Origin of the sequence: Aphanothece sacrum FPU1, from assembly GCF_003864295.1 — a bacterium.
Classification (GTDB): Bacteria; Cyanobacteriota; Cyanobacteriia; order Cyanobacteriales; family Microcystaceae; genus Aphanothece_B; species Aphanothece_B sacrum.
Map to the genome: position 1 here is coordinate 1 of NZ_BDQK01000014.1, position 17,950 is coordinate 17,950.

Annotated in this window: 11 protein-coding genes; 7 read left to right on the plus strand and 4 right to left on the minus strand. The window is 35.3% G+C overall.

The window, feature by feature from the left end:
- Both AsFPU1_RS16545 and AsFPU1_RS16550 read left to right on the plus strand, forming a co-directional pair.
- On the plus strand, positions 1-2,512 hold a 2,512-nt coding region (locus AsFPU1_RS16545; RefSeq protein ID WP_125061141.1), incomplete at its 5' end, for a helicase-related protein.
- 224 nt (positions 2,513-2,736) lie between these two features.
- A complete protein-coding gene (locus tag AsFPU1_RS16550; protein ID WP_124975630.1) occupies positions 2,737-3,276 on the plus strand; it encodes a cofactor assembly of complex C subunit B in 540 nt (179 codons plus the stop codon).
- A gap of 56 nt (positions 3,277-3,332) precedes the next feature.
- On the opposite strand, the gene AsFPU1_RS16555 is transcribed toward AsFPU1_RS16550, so the two are convergent.
- The 4 genes from AsFPU1_RS16555 to AsFPU1_RS16570 all read right to left on the minus strand — a co-directional run bounded on the left by AsFPU1_RS16555 (position 3,333) and on the right by AsFPU1_RS16570 (position 7,900).
- Positions 3,333-4,415, minus strand: a complete 1,083-nt coding sequence (locus AsFPU1_RS16555; protein WP_124975632.1) for a tetratricopeptide repeat protein — start codon at positions 4,413-4,415, stop codon at positions 3,333-3,335.
- A gap of 12 nt (positions 4,416-4,427) precedes the next feature.
- Positions 4,428-5,147 carry a 16S rRNA (uracil(1498)-N(3))-methyltransferase gene (locus tag AsFPU1_RS16560; protein WP_124975634.1) on the minus strand — a complete coding sequence of 240 codons (720 nt, stop codon included), beginning with the start codon at positions 5,145-5,147 and terminating at the stop codon, positions 4,428-4,430.
- 104 nt (positions 5,148-5,251) lie between these two features.
- Positions 5,252-5,551: a hypothetical protein gene (locus AsFPU1_RS16565; protein WP_124975636.1), complete on the minus strand. Its 300-nt coding sequence runs from the start codon at positions 5,549-5,551 to the stop codon at positions 5,252-5,254.
- A gap of 111 nt (positions 5,552-5,662) precedes the next feature.
- Positions 5,663-7,900: a ComEC/Rec2 family competence protein gene (locus AsFPU1_RS16570; protein WP_124975638.1), complete on the minus strand. Its 2,238-nt coding sequence runs from the start codon at positions 7,898-7,900 to the stop codon at positions 5,663-5,665.
- A 745-nt stretch (positions 7,901-8,645) separates the two neighbouring features.
- Between AsFPU1_RS16570 and AsFPU1_RS16575 the strand changes: the two genes are divergently transcribed.
- The 5 genes from AsFPU1_RS16575 to AsFPU1_RS16595 all read left to right on the plus strand — a co-directional run bounded on the left by AsFPU1_RS16575 (position 8,646) and on the right by AsFPU1_RS16595 (position 17,949).
- Positions 8,646-9,251 carry an exopolysaccharide biosynthesis protein gene (locus tag AsFPU1_RS16575; protein WP_124975640.1) on the plus strand — a complete coding sequence of 202 codons (606 nt, stop codon included), beginning with the start codon at positions 8,646-8,648 and terminating at the stop codon, positions 9,249-9,251.
- 161 nt (positions 9,252-9,412) lie between these two features.
- Positions 9,413-12,214 carry a cation-translocating P-type ATPase gene (locus AsFPU1_RS16580; protein ID WP_124975642.1) on the plus strand — a complete coding sequence of 934 codons (2,802 nt, stop codon included), beginning with the start codon at positions 9,413-9,415 and terminating at the stop codon, positions 12,212-12,214.
- 115 nt (positions 12,215-12,329) lie between these two features.
- A complete protein-coding gene (locus AsFPU1_RS16585; RefSeq protein ID WP_124975645.1) occupies positions 12,330-14,120 on the plus strand; it encodes an SLC13 family permease in 1,791 nt (596 codons plus the stop codon).
- A 310-nt stretch (positions 14,121-14,430) separates the two neighbouring features.
- Positions 14,431-15,765, plus strand: coding sequence for an ArsB/NhaD family transporter (locus AsFPU1_RS16590; protein ID WP_124975647.1), 1,335 nt, complete (start codon positions 14,431-14,433; stop codon positions 15,763-15,765).
- 39 nt (positions 15,766-15,804) lie between these two features.
- Positions 15,805-17,949, plus strand: coding sequence for a cation:proton antiporter (locus tag AsFPU1_RS16595; protein ID WP_124975649.1), 2,145 nt, complete (start codon positions 15,805-15,807; stop codon positions 17,947-17,949).
- The last annotated feature ends 1 nt before the right edge of the window (position 17,950 follow it).

A 17,950-nucleotide genomic window follows, 5' to 3' on the forward strand; every position in this document is an offset into this window, starting at 1 on the left:
TAATTTAGATCTAAGGAATGCACATCAAGAACTGATTAAAAGAGAATTAGAATCTGAGAAAACCTATCTTTTTTTAACGGGAAATCCTGGAATTGGTAAAACAACTGCTATAACTGAATTTTTGAAACAAGAAAAAATTTTAAAGGAAGGATTTTTATTCATTTATGTGAGTCCAAGAATACAAGTTAATTTAGATATTCTGGAGAAATTTACCAATAAAACTACTAATCAACTTTGTGATGACCAAATTTTTACCATTACGACAAATTCTAATCTCATTAAACGTAACGGAGGGAAAATTACAGTTAATTATTGTTCCAATGAATATACAAAAGATAGATTTATTAATCAAAATGTTCATTTTATTAACCAAAGATCTGAAGAATTAGACTTTGAATATTCCAACTCTTCAAGAATATTCCGTCAAACTGAAGATACTGTAATAGATACAGGACAAAGAAATAAAGGGGTTTTACTTAGTCTTTCTCAAGCAATCAATACTATTATAAGTCAAGAAATTTCTAATAATATTGTTGCGACTGTAGCAATGCAATCCTATAAAAAGACGAAAAAATGTGATACTTTATCCCATTTAGAGAATATATTTTCTAGTGCGTATAATTCGAGTACGGAAAAGGTTATTGATAATGAGATGAAAAAGATATCCCAAAGAATTAAACATATATTTTTTATGCTGGATGAAATCACAGGAGATGAAAGTGGGGTTCATTTTCTTGATAGAATAAATAAGATTTTTAAAAAATTTAATTTAATCAATAACTCTTATGGATTTAACGCCAAAATAATTATTGCTGATGCTTCTATTGTTAATCCAGAAGTGATTAATCAGCATCTTTCTGATATTTCTCCTGAACCCAATAAAATATTTTTTAGAAAAGTAAATTCAAATGCTTTACCGTTATCATTACAGGAGTTTGAATTTAAAAATAAACAAGCAACTATCATTAATACTAATTCCTATCCTGCCACAAGTTTAAATATTACCTATAAAGTTCTTATTGAATCCATAAAATTTGATGAACAAGTTCATTTTCATAAGGAAAATAAACTAAAAGAAAAAGCCCAAAATCAAATTATAGATGATATTCAAAGACTGTTAAAAGAACATCCTGATGAACAGATCATTGTTTATATACAAGATAAAGCGCGATTACAAAAATTAATTAACAACATAAAAGAGTTGCAAAAATTTGATTATCAACACCATTATTTAGAAATTCATGCAAATCTTTCTGATACAGATAAAAAAGAAATTTATCAACATCTCAATAAACCCACACTTAAAGTAATATTTATGACTGCTTCTGCAAGTCGCGGTTTATCTTTTCCTAAAGTTAAACATATTTTAGTTGAAATTCCCAGATTTGAAGTTGAAAAAAACTTAATGGAAGTGATTCAAGTTATATATAGAGGAAGAGGAGATAATGATATTGATCAACAAGATAAACAATTAATTTTTTATCTTGCAGAACAAGCAATTTATGATGCAGAAGAAGATAAAAAAAATCGTCAATTAGCAATTCAAGAAAGTGTTCTATCATTAATTAATTTGTTGCTAATTTTGAAAACCTCAATTATGACTCGAATTATGGGGTCAGGTAAAATTGGTAAATATGATTTTATGATGATTCCTATTGGTGGTAAATCGGTTTCTGCTGCGGGTGAGACTTTTAGTAGTAAAATGAATAATTTAATTAAACAACTGAAGAAAGAATATAGAAAACAGTCTAATTATAAACAATTAGAAAAGGTTTATAATTATCTCGAATATCTTTTAAAAGAATGTGATATCACTTTAAACAATTTAATTAAATCTCAAGAGAAAGCAGGAGTATCTTATCTAGATATAAGATCAGACTCATCTGATACATTTTTAGAATTGATTGAAAGAAGTTTTGACAACTTATTGAATTACCTACCCCTTGAAAAAAGCCATATTAGTGGTAGTTTATTAGTTGTTCCTATTATCGGTAAAACTCTTGAAGAAAGATATAGAATACAACCAGACAAAAACTCATCAAAGTTAAGTTATGAACAATTAATCGAAAGTTTACAAAACCTTCTAGATGCGAAAACTCTACCAGAAAATATAAAATCAGGAATTGGAGATGCTATTGACTTTATTAATATTATTTTTGATAAAGCTGATAGAACTCAAAACTTTGAACAAGATAGTCAGGATGAAGATCAATATTATGCTATTCCCTTATTTGCTTTTATTAGTGCTGAAATTATGGAACAATATTTTGCTAATAATGAGGAAGAATCAGCAGAATATACATTTCGAGATATTCTCAATACTTATATACGTTCTCTTTACCCAGTTACTAATATGTTACCCATTGGTAATCAATATCAAGAATTTCCTTTCATTGTCTTTAGGAGTTATGGTTTAAATGAAATCAGAAGTAAATTATTTACTGATAAATATTTTTTGAATTCTAATGAAATTAATATTTTAACTTTAATTCTTTCAGCAAAAAATGACTAAAAAATGTGTTATTATTTAAAATTTAATTAATTAAAGATATCAATTTATTTTATTTTTCTACGCCTTTTCCTTGTCTAAGTTATTCTTAAAAACAACAAGAATAAATTAGTGGTTTTGGTTTAATAAAACTTATGTTAAAAGCCAGGTGAACCAAATTAAACTTATAATCAGAAGAAACAGAGTTTTTTTGTGATATAATGTTGCAGTTATTATCTAAAATTATTGTGAATAATCCAGTTCTAATCTCAACTTTTTTCCTGACCCTTCTACTCATGGTTGGCCTATTCTTTTTCCTTCGGGCCTCCGTTAAAGATAGGACTGAGCAAATGCAATTCAGCGCAGACATTGCCCCTATAAACTTATTAAGTCAATTACAAACTTATTTTACCCAAAAAGCCTATAAAATTACTGCAGTTGATCCCCAAAAACAACAGATAACCTTCGATGGTTTTGTGCGTCCTAGTTGGTTTTTGGCGATTTTTTTGAGTTTTTTAGCGGCTGTGGGTTTATTTTGCTTAGGGTTAGTTCTATCCTTTCTCTATCCTACTCTAACCCCTATATTCCTGGGTTTAAGCCTATTATCTCCCCTAACTGGAGTCTTTTACTGGAAACAAGCTGGACGAATTGAGCAATTGTATCTATCAGTTGCTCCCCAAGAGTCCGCTTCACAAACTTATACTGTAGTGACAGTAACTGCTCACCGAGATGAATTAATTCAACTACAAGAAACATTACCTATTTTACGAAAAATATCAGTTAATTAAGCATTGTAGTAGGGGCGGGTTTTAAATTAAAAAAGTAATTATCAATTATTGAAAGCCTATTTTTCTTTAACAAAAGCCAACCCACTATAAAGTTGAAAAGCTGCATCCCAAGGGGTATCTTCCCGACGCAATAAATTAATATGAGGGTTAATTAATTTGAGTAATTCCTGAAAATCAATGGCAGATTCTCCAAAAGGCGTAAACTCTGACCAAACTTTCCTATCTGGTAACTTCTGCCCCAAAAATTGCAGTAAATGACTCCAACTATTTTGAACTGTTCCTCGTCCATCGGTCGCTTTTTGGCTGTCACAAAAGCTAATACCGTCTAAAAAATGATAATTTTGATCGCATAGACGAATAATACTATTTTGTTGGGATAAATGGAGATCACATACTTTAGCATAGTCTAGGGTTTTGGTTTTCCGTTGTACTTTCCCTCGTAACCCAATATCCACACATTCCTCAAATAACGGGAGTAACCCTTCTACCCGTTGACTTATTTCTGACCACTCAAATGTCAAAATATCTCGCTGTCCCTTTTTGGGTTCATAAACAACGGTTACTTTATTCTCCACTGACTCAAAATACAAAACCTGATAAACCCTTAACAAGCTAATATCCCGCGTCAACGCCGTAAAACAAGGAATTTGCGACTGATTAAGTTTTTCAGAATAAAAACGGAGTTTACCAATAGCTCCTGTGCGATATAATCGCCAAGAACGGTTAGGTAATTGTAAGCGGGCAGTATAAGGGTCAATTTCCATGATTTCGCCGAATTTTTGCGCCGCTTTTTGTTTTAATTCGTTTGCTATCCCCTCTAATACCAGCATTCCCATTTCTAGACTACTCTTTTCCTCCATCGCTTGGGCTAACCCTTCTTTTCGTTTATTATCTTCAATTTCGGTGATTCTTTGAATTCCTTGACGAATTTGGGTAATTAACTTAGGATTTGAGATCTTAGGTAATAATTGTCCATAAATTGCCCTAGCGGGGCTTAAATTTCCTTGAACTTCCTCTAAACGCCCTTTATAAAAATCAATCCAAGGGTTATCTGGTTCTAGTTGGGTAAACTCCTCCAGTAGTTGATGTGCTATTGGATAGTTTTGGGTATTGATAGCGTCGATAATTTGCTCAAGCATGGAAGAAAGGAATTAAGTTGCACAATTATACTCAATAGCAGAAGATATTAGGGATAAAGCAACAATGGGCGCAGTTACCGCACGGAGAATACGGGGGCCAAGAGTGACGGGTTGAAATCCAACCGCGATCGCATCAGAGACTTCTTCATCTGTCCAACCTCCCTCACATCCTGTCGCTATAATAAGCGGAACAGTCTGGGGTGTAGACAAATAAGTCAATAAATGATTGGTTTTTTGCCGAGTAATACAAATATAGCAATTAATGTCATTGTCTGCTACATTTTTTAAAGATTGGGCCAAAGAAACTGGTTCAAGAATGATCGGCACAATTTGACGTTCTGACTGTTCTGCCGCTTCGATCGCAATTTTACGCCAGCGTTCTACTTTCTGAAGACTTGGTTTGAGTATTGTTCGCTGACTGATGACTGGAATCAGGGTATTTACACCTAATTCCGTACAACAACGTACAATGTCTTCAAAGCCATTGCCTTTAGGAAGGGCTACTATTAATGTTACAGGAATCGGTAATTCAGTCGATTCTTTTAACGGTTTGATAATCTGTGCGGATTCATTGATAAATTGTGCTAGATAAACTTTTCCTTGTCCGTCCATCCCGACAAAATTATCACCATCTTTTAGCCGTAATACTCGCTTTAGATAATGTTTTTGTTGGTCGGTTAAAACAATAAAATCGTCTGGATTTTGTAAAGTTTCAAGGACTAATCTATACACAAGGTGAACTGCTCCATTGTCAATTTTCGTGGCATATTAACTTCATGATTTTAAGAAAAAGTTAAGACAACCACTAAATTTTAGACCCTAATCTTTATCTATTTCTATTCTAATCGAGGGATAGCTTTCCAGCCAATTGATTTTTGTCCAATGCGAAAAATGATAGAATTTGCTAAGCCTAATTCTTGGATAGCATTAATTAATAAAGGTTCTTGTTCTTGGATAACATTGAGCAAATGAGGACATTGAGCAAAATCTAAACAAATCACCGTCGAACAATCCCACGGTTCCCGAAAAATTCGACACTGAGAAGGTAATAAGCTAACTAACGTGCGTAGTCGTTTAATAGCTTCTTTTTCTAACTCAACACTCGTACAATTAAAGGGTAAATGTGGATTGTTCATAAAATCACTGAGTAACTCTTTATACAAGGTAACACTATTGAGGGGATATCATTGTGATTGTTTTAACTAATTTTTCTATTTGTTAAGATTAAATAACTTGAGGGTTTCTGCTTAGAGAGTGAGTTCCTGATTGACTAACCGAGTCTGAAAGCCTTTTTTGGGTGTCCATTCTATAGCCCCTTCTTGTTGTATCGGATACATTTTAATTTTATTTCGCTGTAATTGTCGTTTCAGTTTGTTGGGAATAAAAGGGGTGTTAAGGATCACTGCTTTCACTTGTATTTGTCTTAACCAACTCATCGGAATACTTTTTTGAGATCCTAACAATATTTTGGGAGAATTGTCTAGATATTTTTGGGGTATTTTTCCGTTTGTGTCCTGACTGTTTATCCATAACCATGATTGATTCTCAATTTGCCACCATAAGATCAAGGGTTCATTTGCTAATAATTTTATTTGAGTTGACCCGATTCGGATATTTTCTCCGATTAACATTGATTGAGTATTCTTCTTTGGAGTTCCTGAAGGAGACAAAAATTTATCAACTGTGGGAATAGCATTAATATTTAGCCAGTCCTTAATATTTTCCTCATTGAAAGCGATCGCCAGAGGAATATTGTTAATTCCTTGTTGAGATAAAAAAGGTACAAGAGTATATTTAATTGTTTGTTGATCGCCTAAATTAATTATAGCAATTTTTCCTCGGTTTTGAATGACGACAATTGGATCGGGTTTAGCGGTTAAAATTGTTACTTTGACTAGGGTTAAATTTTGGAAAATAAGAGGAAATGTAATTAAAGAGATAATCAATAATCCCACTAATGGCCAACGCGATCGCCAATATTGATTTAACCAGACTAAACCTAACAATACATAAATAATTATTAGAACTATCAAAGAAATTTTACCAACTACTAAGATACTTAAAGATAAGTTAGCAAAGAAGTGAACTATATTTAATAATAAATCAAGGGGATAATAAAAAATTTGGGCTAAATAAGACCCCAATAAAGGAGATATCAAAGCCACAATAGCATTAATCATACCGCCTAAACTAATCAACATAATTAAGGGAGTGGTAATAATATTGCAAATAATAGTATAAAAACTCAAGGTATAAAAAAAATACATAATCAGAGGAGATGTCCCAATAGTTACTGCTACAGGGACAGCAATTATAGAAGCGATGTTAATGGGCAACCAATCTAATTTTTTTTCTATGGCAGGACTGAGAACAATTAAGCTAAAAGTAGCAATAAAACTTAATTGAAAACTTAAACTCCAGATCCATAAAGGGTTGTAAAGTAATAATAAAAATCCGGCTAATAACAAGGATCTTAAAGTATCAGTCTTTTGTTCAAATTTCATTCCTATTAAGACAAATACTCCCATTAAAGTTGCTCTAAAAATTGAAGGTTCTAACCCTGTTATACCAGTATATAATAATAAAATAATGCTGCCAAATATTAATTGTTTATTAGGCGAAAAAATTTTAGTTAACCAAAGGATTAAACCTAATAATAAAGCCACTTGAAATCCAGAAGCAGCCAAGACATGAGATAATCCTGCTCGCATAAATGAATCCCGAATATCCGGCGATAAATCAACAGCTTGTCTCCCTAATACTATAGAACTTAATAATGATCCTTTTTCCTCACCTAATCCCTTAATAAAAGTATTAGTAATACGGTTTCTTACTTTTGTCCATCCGAAAATAGGTAGTTGTCCTTTAAACTTAATTTCATTGCCTTTTAAACCGACAAATGCTCCTTCTTTAGCCAGATAATTTGAAAAATCAAATGCCCCTGGATTCTGAGGCGATCGCGGTTTATATAAAACTCCATTAATTGTTATTCTCTGTCCAGGTTCAAGATCATTATCTTGGTCAATAGGAATCGTAACATATATTTTTCCTGTGACATCTTTTTTATTAAGAATATCTTGATTTATTTGAACAGATTTAGCCTGTAACCAAAAGCGTTTCCGTTGATTTGAAGTAAGTCTTGGTTCAGATAAAACTTTACCTGAAATATTCACTAATTGAGGGGGGTATTTATCTTTAAAAAATAGACTAATATCATCATAATTAGGCTGAGGTATACGAAACTGAAAATAGACAGATCCCAAGATAGCAAATATACAAATAATTAGCCAAAATTTTCCTTGAGGACATCTACGCCATCGCCTTTTAAGAAAGAGAAAAGTGAAGAATGTGAATAAACTTAATCCAACAATAACCATAGCCCATTGTTGCCATGAAGGGTTAGGATTGGGAAAGCCAAAAATACCTGTTGATAATAATCCTATTCCATAGGCTAAACTAACAATTGTCCAACGTTCTCGGTTCATCCCAGGCCTGTCTCATAACCCTACATAGTTCAGACTAACTTAAAAATAAATACATATCCACTATTATTACAATATTTTAATAAATAATTACTATAATTAAGCGTAGGGTGGGCAGTGCATTGGCCTACTGGTTACAATAGCAAAATTTTGAGAAAACCCCCTTGACAAAGGTGATAGAATAGGATATCAAAAATAAAATACATAAAGTAAGTCAGCCTAATTGCTCAGTGTAATTATTAGACATCGACCGAACTTAACCTCAAACCCTTGTAGCATCGGGGTCAAATCTGGGATTTTGGAGATGTCTATTAAGTGATGAGAAAGCGGTCTTAAATTTGAGATAATCTCCCAGCATGTTGGGGTAAAATGTAAGCTATGTTACAAAATCTTGGAAAGTGGGTTACGGCGCGGACAGGAAAACTAGATTAGAATTCACAAATTATGACCCGCGCCTAACCCAGCCTACGATATATAAGATTTTGTTATCACCACAGGTACGGGAGACCAAAGTTAAAAAAGAGTCAATTTTAAGGATTTTAATGACTAGAGAGAGATTTGAGTATCTTTGGGAAGGAATAGACGAATCTCTATATTTTCTTAATAATATTGGTAATAAAGAGGATAAAACTGATAGAATTAGCTAGAAATGATCTAGATTAGAGTATCATAGTTGATTAGTTTTCCTATCTCAAGGATAACTGATTAATGATTTAAAATAACTTAGTTAATTTGGGTTTATTAACAGATGCACTTACGATTTTCTCAAGATATTGAAAGTTTACTTCATCGATTAATGGCTCATCCTCTAACCTTAAGAGAAATTTTAGCAGAAACCTCAGAACGGGGATTTTGCCTGACCATTACTTTATTAATTTTACCCTTTCTTTTTCCCCTGCCCCCTGGATTTTCAACCATTTTAGGAGGAGGATGTTTATTATTGTCCGTGCAAATGGCCCTGGGAAGACGAACCCCCTGGTTGCCCAAACAAGTCGCTCAATTTCAGTTTCCCAAGGCTTTTACGGAACAATTGCTCAAAAATGTGAAAAGAGTGACCAAATTGATCGAAAAATTTTGTCGTCCTCGTATGTTAAGGGTAGCTAAACATCCCTTTGTCTGGCAAGGAAATGGACTCTGTATGGCATGGTTAGCCATTTTACTCATGTTACCCATCCCCTTAACTAATCCCATTCCCACTGTTGCTATTTTAGTCTTAGCCGTGGCCACATTAGAAGCTGATGGACTGCTGATGTGTATTGGGTACTTATTTACTATTATAAATACCCTAATTTTTGGTTTAATTGGTTATTTATTGTGGCAAGCCCCCCAATATTTACCCCAAATTCTCAGATAATTTAACTATAACGATTGCTCAATTTCTGCCCCTATGACCAAAAAAATAGGTTTTAAGCCTCATATCAGCAAGGGGATAGAAATAAAAATATTCGTTGTTTCAAGCTACCGACTTGTTGGCGGTAGTAACTGATAACTGATAACTGATAACTGATAACTGAAATGACCTTTCCCACCACTTCTACTCAAGTTTCCACCTCTTTTCCTGACATTACCTCTCCTTGGCACTCCTTTTCTGCCGAAGAGTCCCTAGACAAATTTCAAAGTGACCCAGAACAAGGGTTAACCCAAGAACAGATCAACCAAAGACAGCAATATTTTGGTCCCAACGAACTCAAAGATACGGGGGGACGTTCCCCTTTGACCATTTTATGGGAACAATTTACCAATATCATGTTGGTAATGTTGATGGCTGTGGCGGTTATCTCTGGTATCTTAGATTTACGTCAAGGGACATTTCCCAAAGATGCAGTGGCCATTTCTGCGATTGTCATTTTGAACGGATTATTAGGCTATTTACAGGAAAGTAAGGCAGAAAAAGCCCTTGCTGCCCTAAAAAACCTTTCTTCCCCTAAAGTGCGGGTGATTCGTCAGGGAATCGTTCAAGAGATCTCTGCCAAGGAATTAGTACCAGGGGATATCATGCTACTCGAAGCAGGGGTACAACTGGCGGCCGATGGTCGCTTACTCGAAGCCCAAAACCTACAGATCCGAGAATCTGCCTTAACCGGAGAAGCAGAGACGGTTAATAAGCAAGCAGATATGATTTTAGGGGAAGATGCATCCTTGGGCGACCGCTTAAATTTAGTCTTTCAAGCGACAGAAGTAGTACAAGGACGAGGCAAAGTCTTAGTCACTAAAACGGCGATGGAGACAGAAATAGGCCATATTGCTGCCATGATTCAAGGGGTAGAAACGGAGGACACCCCCTTACAACAGAGAATGTCCCAACTAGGGAACGTTTTAGTAAGTAGTTCTTTGGCTTTAGTGGTATTAGTGGTCATTGTGGGGGTATTAAGGTCAGGATGGCAGCATTTTGAGGCATTATTAGAGGTTTCCCTCAGTATGGCGGTGGCGGTAGTTCCTGAAGGGTTGCCGGCCGTTGTGACTGTTACCTTGGCCATTGGCACACAGCGAATGGTACGTCGTCACGCCTTAATTCGTAAATTACCGGCCGTAGAAACCTTGGGGTCAGTGACTACCATTTGTTCCGATAAAACCGGAACCTTGACCCAAAATAAAATGGTCGTGCAGAAGGTTCAAACAGATAGTTATTGTTATGACGTGACTGGAGAAGGATACATACCAAAAGGAGATATAATCGCTCAAGATAGCGATGAATACGAGATTAGCGGCTCAATTAAACAACTTTTAACCGCTTGTATTTTGTGTAATGATGCCTTATTGCAGAAAAAAGATGATAATTGGGAAATTCTCGGAGATCCCACAGAAGGGGCCTTATTAACCCTAGCAGGTAAAGGAGGACTGTATCGGGAAGATTTTGTCTTAGAAATGCCCCGTGTTGCCGAAATTCCCTTTTCCTCCGACCGAAAACGAATGTCAGTCATCGTCAAAATAGGAGAAGTGGAGGATGTGAACCTTCACGCCTATGAGATGTTTACTAAAGGGTCGCCAGAGATTGTTTTAGAACGCTGTACAGCCTTACAAGAAGGAGAAGGATATATACCCCTCAACGATGCACAAAGAAAACGTATTTTAGCTCAAAATGACCAATGGGCGGCTCAAGGATTACGAGTATTAGGATTTGCCTATAACTCTATGGCTGAGATTCCCGATGAAGCACTAGAAGAAAATGCGGAAACAGGCTTAATTTGGCTAGGATTGGTAGGAATGCTCGATGCTCCCCGAAAAGAGGTCAAAGGCGCGGTATTACTCTGTCGACAAGCCGGAATTCGCCCCATTATGATTACAGGGGATCATCAATTAACTGCTAAGGCGATCGCCACAGATTTAGGCATTGCCCAAGCTAATGACACCATTCTCACTGGACGAGATTTACAGCAGATGACTCCGGCAGAATTAGAGCAAATTGTCGGTAGTGTGAGTGTTTATGCCCGTGTTTCCCCAGAACATAAGCTTCGCATTGTCCAAGCTTTACAAAACCGAGGAGAGTTTGTCGCTATGACGGGGGATGGGGTCAATGATGCGCCGGCCCTGAAACAAGCAGATATAGGTATTGCGATGGGTATCACCGGAACTGATGTTAGTAAAGAAGCGAGTGATGCCATTCTCTTAGATGATAATTTTGCCACTATTGTCGCAGCAACAGAAGAAGGACGGGTCGTTTATGACAATATTCGTCGCTTTATCAAATACATTTTAGGTAGTAATATTGGAGAAGTTCTGGTTATTGCGGCTGCCCCCCTGATTGGTTTAGGAGGCGTTCCCTTGTCCCCCTTACAAATTCTTTGGATGAACCTTGTTACTGATGGTTTACCTGCCTTAGCTTTGGCTATGGAACCGGCAGAACCCAATGTGATGCAACGTCCCCCCTATAGCCCCCGTGAGAGTATTTTCTCAAGAGGTTTGGGCTTATATATGGTAAGAATTGGCATTATTTTTGCTATTTTAACCATTATCTTAATGATATTCGCTTATGATTACGTCAAAACACCTGGTTTAACTGGTGATCCCGAACGTTGGAAAACGATGGTATTTACTACTCTTTGTTTAGCACAGATGGGTCATGCTTTAGCGGTGCGGTCTGATAGTCAATTAACTATAGAACTCAATCCTTTTTCTAATCCCTATGTTTTGGCCGCAGTAAGTTTTACCACTTTACTACAGTTTTTATTAATTTATGTTCCACCTTTACAGGTATTTTTTGGAACTCATCCTTTAAGTTTGAATGAACTTTTAATTTGTTTAGGGTTTAGTGCTTTGATGTTTGTTTGGATTGAATTAGAAAAGTTAGTGCATCGCTGGTTTCTATCCAAAAAATGATTGAATCATAACCGTTAATCATTGAGGTTTGTAGTTATTAAGGTTTATTAAAGAACCCGAAGCCCTTACTACAAACCGATTTTACTAAAAAAAAACTGTTCTCATCTGCAAATTTATGCCAACACCAATCCTGTTAACTCTAACTGTCATTATTGTTGCTTTAGTTGCCTTTATCTTTGAATGGTTGCCCGCCGATTTAACCTCAATTTCAGTAGCTGTTGTTCTGATTGTCTTAGGATTAGTAAAACCCGATGAAGGTATTTCAGGATTTGGTAATTCGGCCACTATCACTGTCATGGCCATGTTTATCCTAAGTGCTGGAATTACCCGAACAGGGGTAATTCAATTTGTACGGGATTTCTTAATAAGATGGGGAGGAAAAAACGCCAATCAGCAAATTTTAGTGATGGGATTAATTGTCGGACCTATTACTGCTTTTATTAATAATACTGCCGTTGTTGCGATATTTTTACCCATTGTAGAAGCTTGGTGTAAACAACAGAAAATCTCAGTTTCTAAAATGCTCATTCCTCTCTCTTATGCAACAGTTTTAGGGGGAATGATTACGGTGATTGGAACCTCAACAAACATTTTAGCTAGTGGTATTTCTAAACAATTAGGTTATGGGGAATTTGGTTTATTTCAGTTTACGGGTTTAGGGATTATTACCTTTATCTTAGGATTGATTTACCTAACTATTGCTGCCCCGAAATTATTACCCGAAAGGATTCCGGCTCAAGATAATTTAACAAGTAGAAACTATGACTTAAAAGATTATGTAACAGAAGTAATTATTTTACCTAGTTCCAGTTTAGTTAACCAAACACTTAGGCAGAGTGCTATTCAAAGAAAGTTTGATATTGATATTCTAGAATTAATTCGCAATGATACTCATTTTTCTCAACCCCTTGCAGATAAAGTTTTAGCCGTTGGCGATGTTCTTTTAGTACGAGGAAGTCGGGATAATTTACTACAAATTAAAGATGAAAGAGGCATAGAAATATTAGCTGATGTTAAATTTGGTAAATTAGAAGAAGAAATGACTCAAGATGAAGAAAAAATAGCTGAAGTCTTGGTATTATCTAACTCTCGGTTAATTGGTTCTACCCTCAAAGATTTGAGATTTAGACAACGTTATAATGCAACGGTTTTAGCCATTCGTCGAGGGGAAGAATTAGTCAGAGAAAGGCTGGGAAAAGTATCCATACGTTTTGGAGATTTATTATTAATACAAGCCCCCAAAGAAAGTTTTATTGGATTACAAACTACTAGAGAACTTTTAGTCTTAGAAGAGAAGGAATTAGAAGGCTTAAGAACGGATAAAGCTTGGATGGCTCTAGTCATTATTTTAGGGGTTATTATAACAGCAGCATTCGATATAATGCCGATTTTAGTCAGTAGCTTAATCGGGGTTATTTTGATGGTAATAACAGGTTGTTTGAAACCCGGTGAAGTGTATGGTTCAGTTCGTTGGGATATCATTTTTCTCTTAGCAGGTTTAATTCCTTTAGGAATAGCCATGGAAAATTCAGGAACAACTGTATGGTTGGCTAAATATTTAGTAGTCGTTGGAGAGAATTTATCGGGTTATTGGATATTAATGTTTTTCTATTTAATTACCTCTTTTCTAACAGAACTTCTGTCTAATAATGCCACAGTTGTGTTAATGATTCCGGTAGCTGTAGAAGTAGCAAAAACTCTACAATACAATCCTCTGGCTTTTATGTTTGTCGTCACTTTTGCTGCTTCTAATAGTTATTTAACTCCGATTGGATACCAAACAAATACGATGGTTTATGCACCCGGAGGTTATAAGTTTTGGGACTTTACCATCATCGGTTTGCCCTTGAACCTAATGTTAACAATTGTTACTCCAGCCCTCATTATCTGGCTGTATGGAATTTAATCTTAAGTATTTATCATCGTTTTTGTATAATAAGTATCCAAATTAACATAAATTTAGGATGCTCAATTCCAGGATTTTAGCTATACTTTAACTGATGACAAGTTATTGGAGATTAGTATAGCTAAAATTATCTTTGTTAAATAAAGCTTAAATCTTTGTAGAGTCGGTGAGATAAATCTTAAATTGAGAGACTCAAGCAAAAATCAAATATCAGCCATAACCAACTATTAATAATAGTTTTGTCTTTTTTAAGATTAATTTGATAAACTATTTCCAAGACTTTACCAAACAAAGGAGAATAATAACATTAATGAATTTACCCGCACTTATTTCTATATCAAGCTTTATCGGTGTCATGTTTTTTATTATGACCGAAAGGCTGCACTTAACGACAGCAGCTTTTTTAGGGGCATTAATTTTAGTATTTACCCATGTAATGACTTTGCAAGAGGCAGTTGATTATATCAGCAAAAGTCATGGAACTTTAGCCCTATTTTTTGGAGTAATGATCTTAGTTAGGGCTTTTGAACCTACAAAGGTTTTTGAATATTTAGCTACTCAAATGGTGTTACTTGCTAAAGGCAGTGGTAAGCTTTTAGTATTAGGAGTGATAGCCATTACAACCCCAATTTGTGCGGTTTTACCTAATGCTACGACGGTCATGCTTTTAGCACCGTTAATTCCTCCAATTGCGCAAGAAATAGGAGTAGATTTTGTTCCTTTACTCATTCTCATGGTATTTGTTGCTAACAGTGCAGGATTGTTAACTATAGTTGGTGATCCTGCTACTTTTATTGTAGGAGATTCTATTAATTTAAGTTTTATTGAATATTTATCCAGATTAAGTTTAGGAGGAGTTCTTGCTGTAGTTACAATTTTAGCCATGTCTCCCTTCCTATTTTCTAAAATATGGAACACAAAATTTACCCATTTAGATGAGTTACCTCGAACCAAAATTAATCATCCTAAAGTGTTAATGGTCGGAGGAGTAATCATTGCTTTTGTCTTGTTATTTTTTGTCATCGGTGAGTCTTTACCTGTTCCCATTTCTCCGGCATCTGTAGCTTTATTAGGAGCAGTACTAGCTTTAATATTAGCTAACCAAAGTAAAATTGACACGGTGAATAATATCCTTAAAGATTTAGACTGGAGTACCTTGGTATTTTTCATGTCCATCTTTGTCATAATTGGAGGTCTAGAAAAAACAGGAGTAACTAGCTATTTATCAGGTGTTCTCGCTGTAGTTATTGGCAAAAATATAATCTTAGGTTCCTTGATTTTATTATTTTCTGTTGGTATCCTATCCAGTGTTGTTCCTAATATTCCTCTAGTCGTAGCCATGGTTCCTTTATTAAAGGAATATATCGTTAATATTGGTATGGCAAGTCCTGATATCTTAAGTCCTGATTTTTCTGGAAGTTTTCCTCCCGAAGTTTTACCATTATTTTATGCCATGATGTTTGGGGCAACATTAGGAGGAAATGGAACCTTAATAGGGGCATCTTCTAATATTGTTGCTGCGGGAGTTTCTGAACAGCATGGTAGACCTATTTCTTTTCAAACATTTTTGAAATATGGACTTCCCGTGATGGCAATGCAATTGATAGTTTCTGCTTTATATGTTGTGATTTTCTTCCTCATATAGCAATCCTACTAAATCATTCAATTCAATCAGTTTACGCTTATGCACATTGTCGTTTTAGTATTAGTTCAAATCTTGGTAGTAATTATCCTTTCCCGTATTATGGGACTAGGATGCCGCGCTATTAAGCAACCTTTAGTTATCGGTGAAATTGTCGCTGGTATCATGTTAGGTCCTTCTTTATTAGGCTTAATTGCACCGGATTTGATGACAACTTTGTTTCCGGCTGAAACCTTACCAGTTTTAAACGTTTTATCTCAAATTGGTTTAATATTTTTCATGTTTTTGATAGGGTTAGAGCTAAACCCTTCCTATTTAAAAGGGCAACTTGATACTGCCATTTTAACCTCTCATGTCAGTATTTTAGTCCCGTTTTCTTTAGGTAGTTTACTCGCTCTTTTACTCTATCCATTAGTGTCTAATGATGGGGTTTCATTTACAGCTTTTGCCTTGTTTTTAGGCTCAGCAATGTCTATCACAGCCTTTCCTGTTTTAGCCAGAATTATCACTGAAAATAACCTGCAAAAAAGCCGTTTAGGAACCCTTGCTTTAACCTGTGCTGCGGTTGATGATGTTACAGCTTGGTGTTTATTAGCTGTAGCAATAACGGTTATCAGGACTAATAGTTTTATTGGTGCTATTCCCACAATTATCGAGTCAATTATTTACATCATTTTCATGTTAACGGCTGTGCGTTGGTTGTTAGAAAAACTGGCCATTCATTATCAACGCACCCGCAAGTTAACTCAATTAGTTTTAGCCTGTATTTACATTGGGGTTGTTATTTCCGCTTTAATCACTGAATTCATCGGTATTCACTTAATTTTTGGTGCTTTCTTATTAGGGGCAGCCATGCCAAAAGACCCTGATTTAGTGAGAGAAATAGCCGAAAAAACAGAAGATTTTATTTTAATTTTTTTGCTTCCTATCTTTTTTGCTTATAGTGGGTTACGCACTCAAATAGGTTTATTAAATCGTCCCGAATTATGGCTTTTATGTGCCGCAGTTGTAACAGTTGCTATTAGTGGAAAATATATCGGAACTTATTTTGCAGCCAGATTTTGTGGAGTCAACAAAAGAGAGGCTTCGGCCTTAGGTTGGTTGATGAATACTCGCGGACTGACTGAATTAATTGTCTTAAATATTGGGTTGAGTTTTGGTGTTATTTCTCCCCTATTATTTACCATGTTAGTTATCATGGCATTGGTAACAACATTTATGACTTCACCTCTGTTAGAATGGACATTCCCTAAAGAGAAGATTCGCTTAGATGCTTTAGCAGAAGAAACCCCTGAAATAGCTACCCCTAATTATCGAATTTTAGTGCCTGTTGCTAACCCCAATACTCAACAAGGTTTGTTACAAATAGCAATGATCATTGCCGGAAATTCTTTAGCAGTAGTTCATCCTTTAAGTTTAATTCAATTAGACGAAGACTATCTTTTTCAAAGTACACCAGAAGAAGCAAATCGTCTTATAAAACAACAAGAGGAAAAACTCAATGAGTTAATTCAAACTTTAGAACCCGTAGAATTAAAGCACATTATTCATCCTCTAGTTCGTATTTCTAATGATGTGCCGAGAGAAACAGCGAAAATTGCCTCAACTGAACAAATAAACTTAATTATTGTGGGTTGGCATCGTCCCGCTTTTAGTGATAATCGTTTAGGGGGACGAGTGGGACAAATTCTTAATACTTCTCACGTTGATGCGGCAGTATTAGTAGATAAAAATATGCCACAAATCAAATCAATTTTAGTCGCCTATGCAGAAAATATTCATGATGACTTAGCTTTATCTTTAGCCTTAAGAATGTTAGGAAATGATCCTTCAATTACCCTAAAAGTATTTCGTTTTGCTCCAGAATCAACGCAAGAAAATGCCCTCAGTTATGAGTTTATGAATATGCTTGATATCTGTCCACAAGAAGTAAGATCTCGTGTTGAGGTCATTTATTTAGAAGATTCAGATCCCATGAATACAGTGATTGAAGCTTCCAAAGAAGTAGATTTAACCATTGCCGGAACCAGTAGAACTTGGGGAATTGAACGTCAAACTTTAGGCCTTTATACAGATAAATTAGCTAAAGAATGTCATTCATCTTTATTGATCGCTCGTCGTTATTCTCCCATGATGAGTCATATCAGTTCTTTATTTAATTCTAGTAATTTACAAACCACAAAATAAT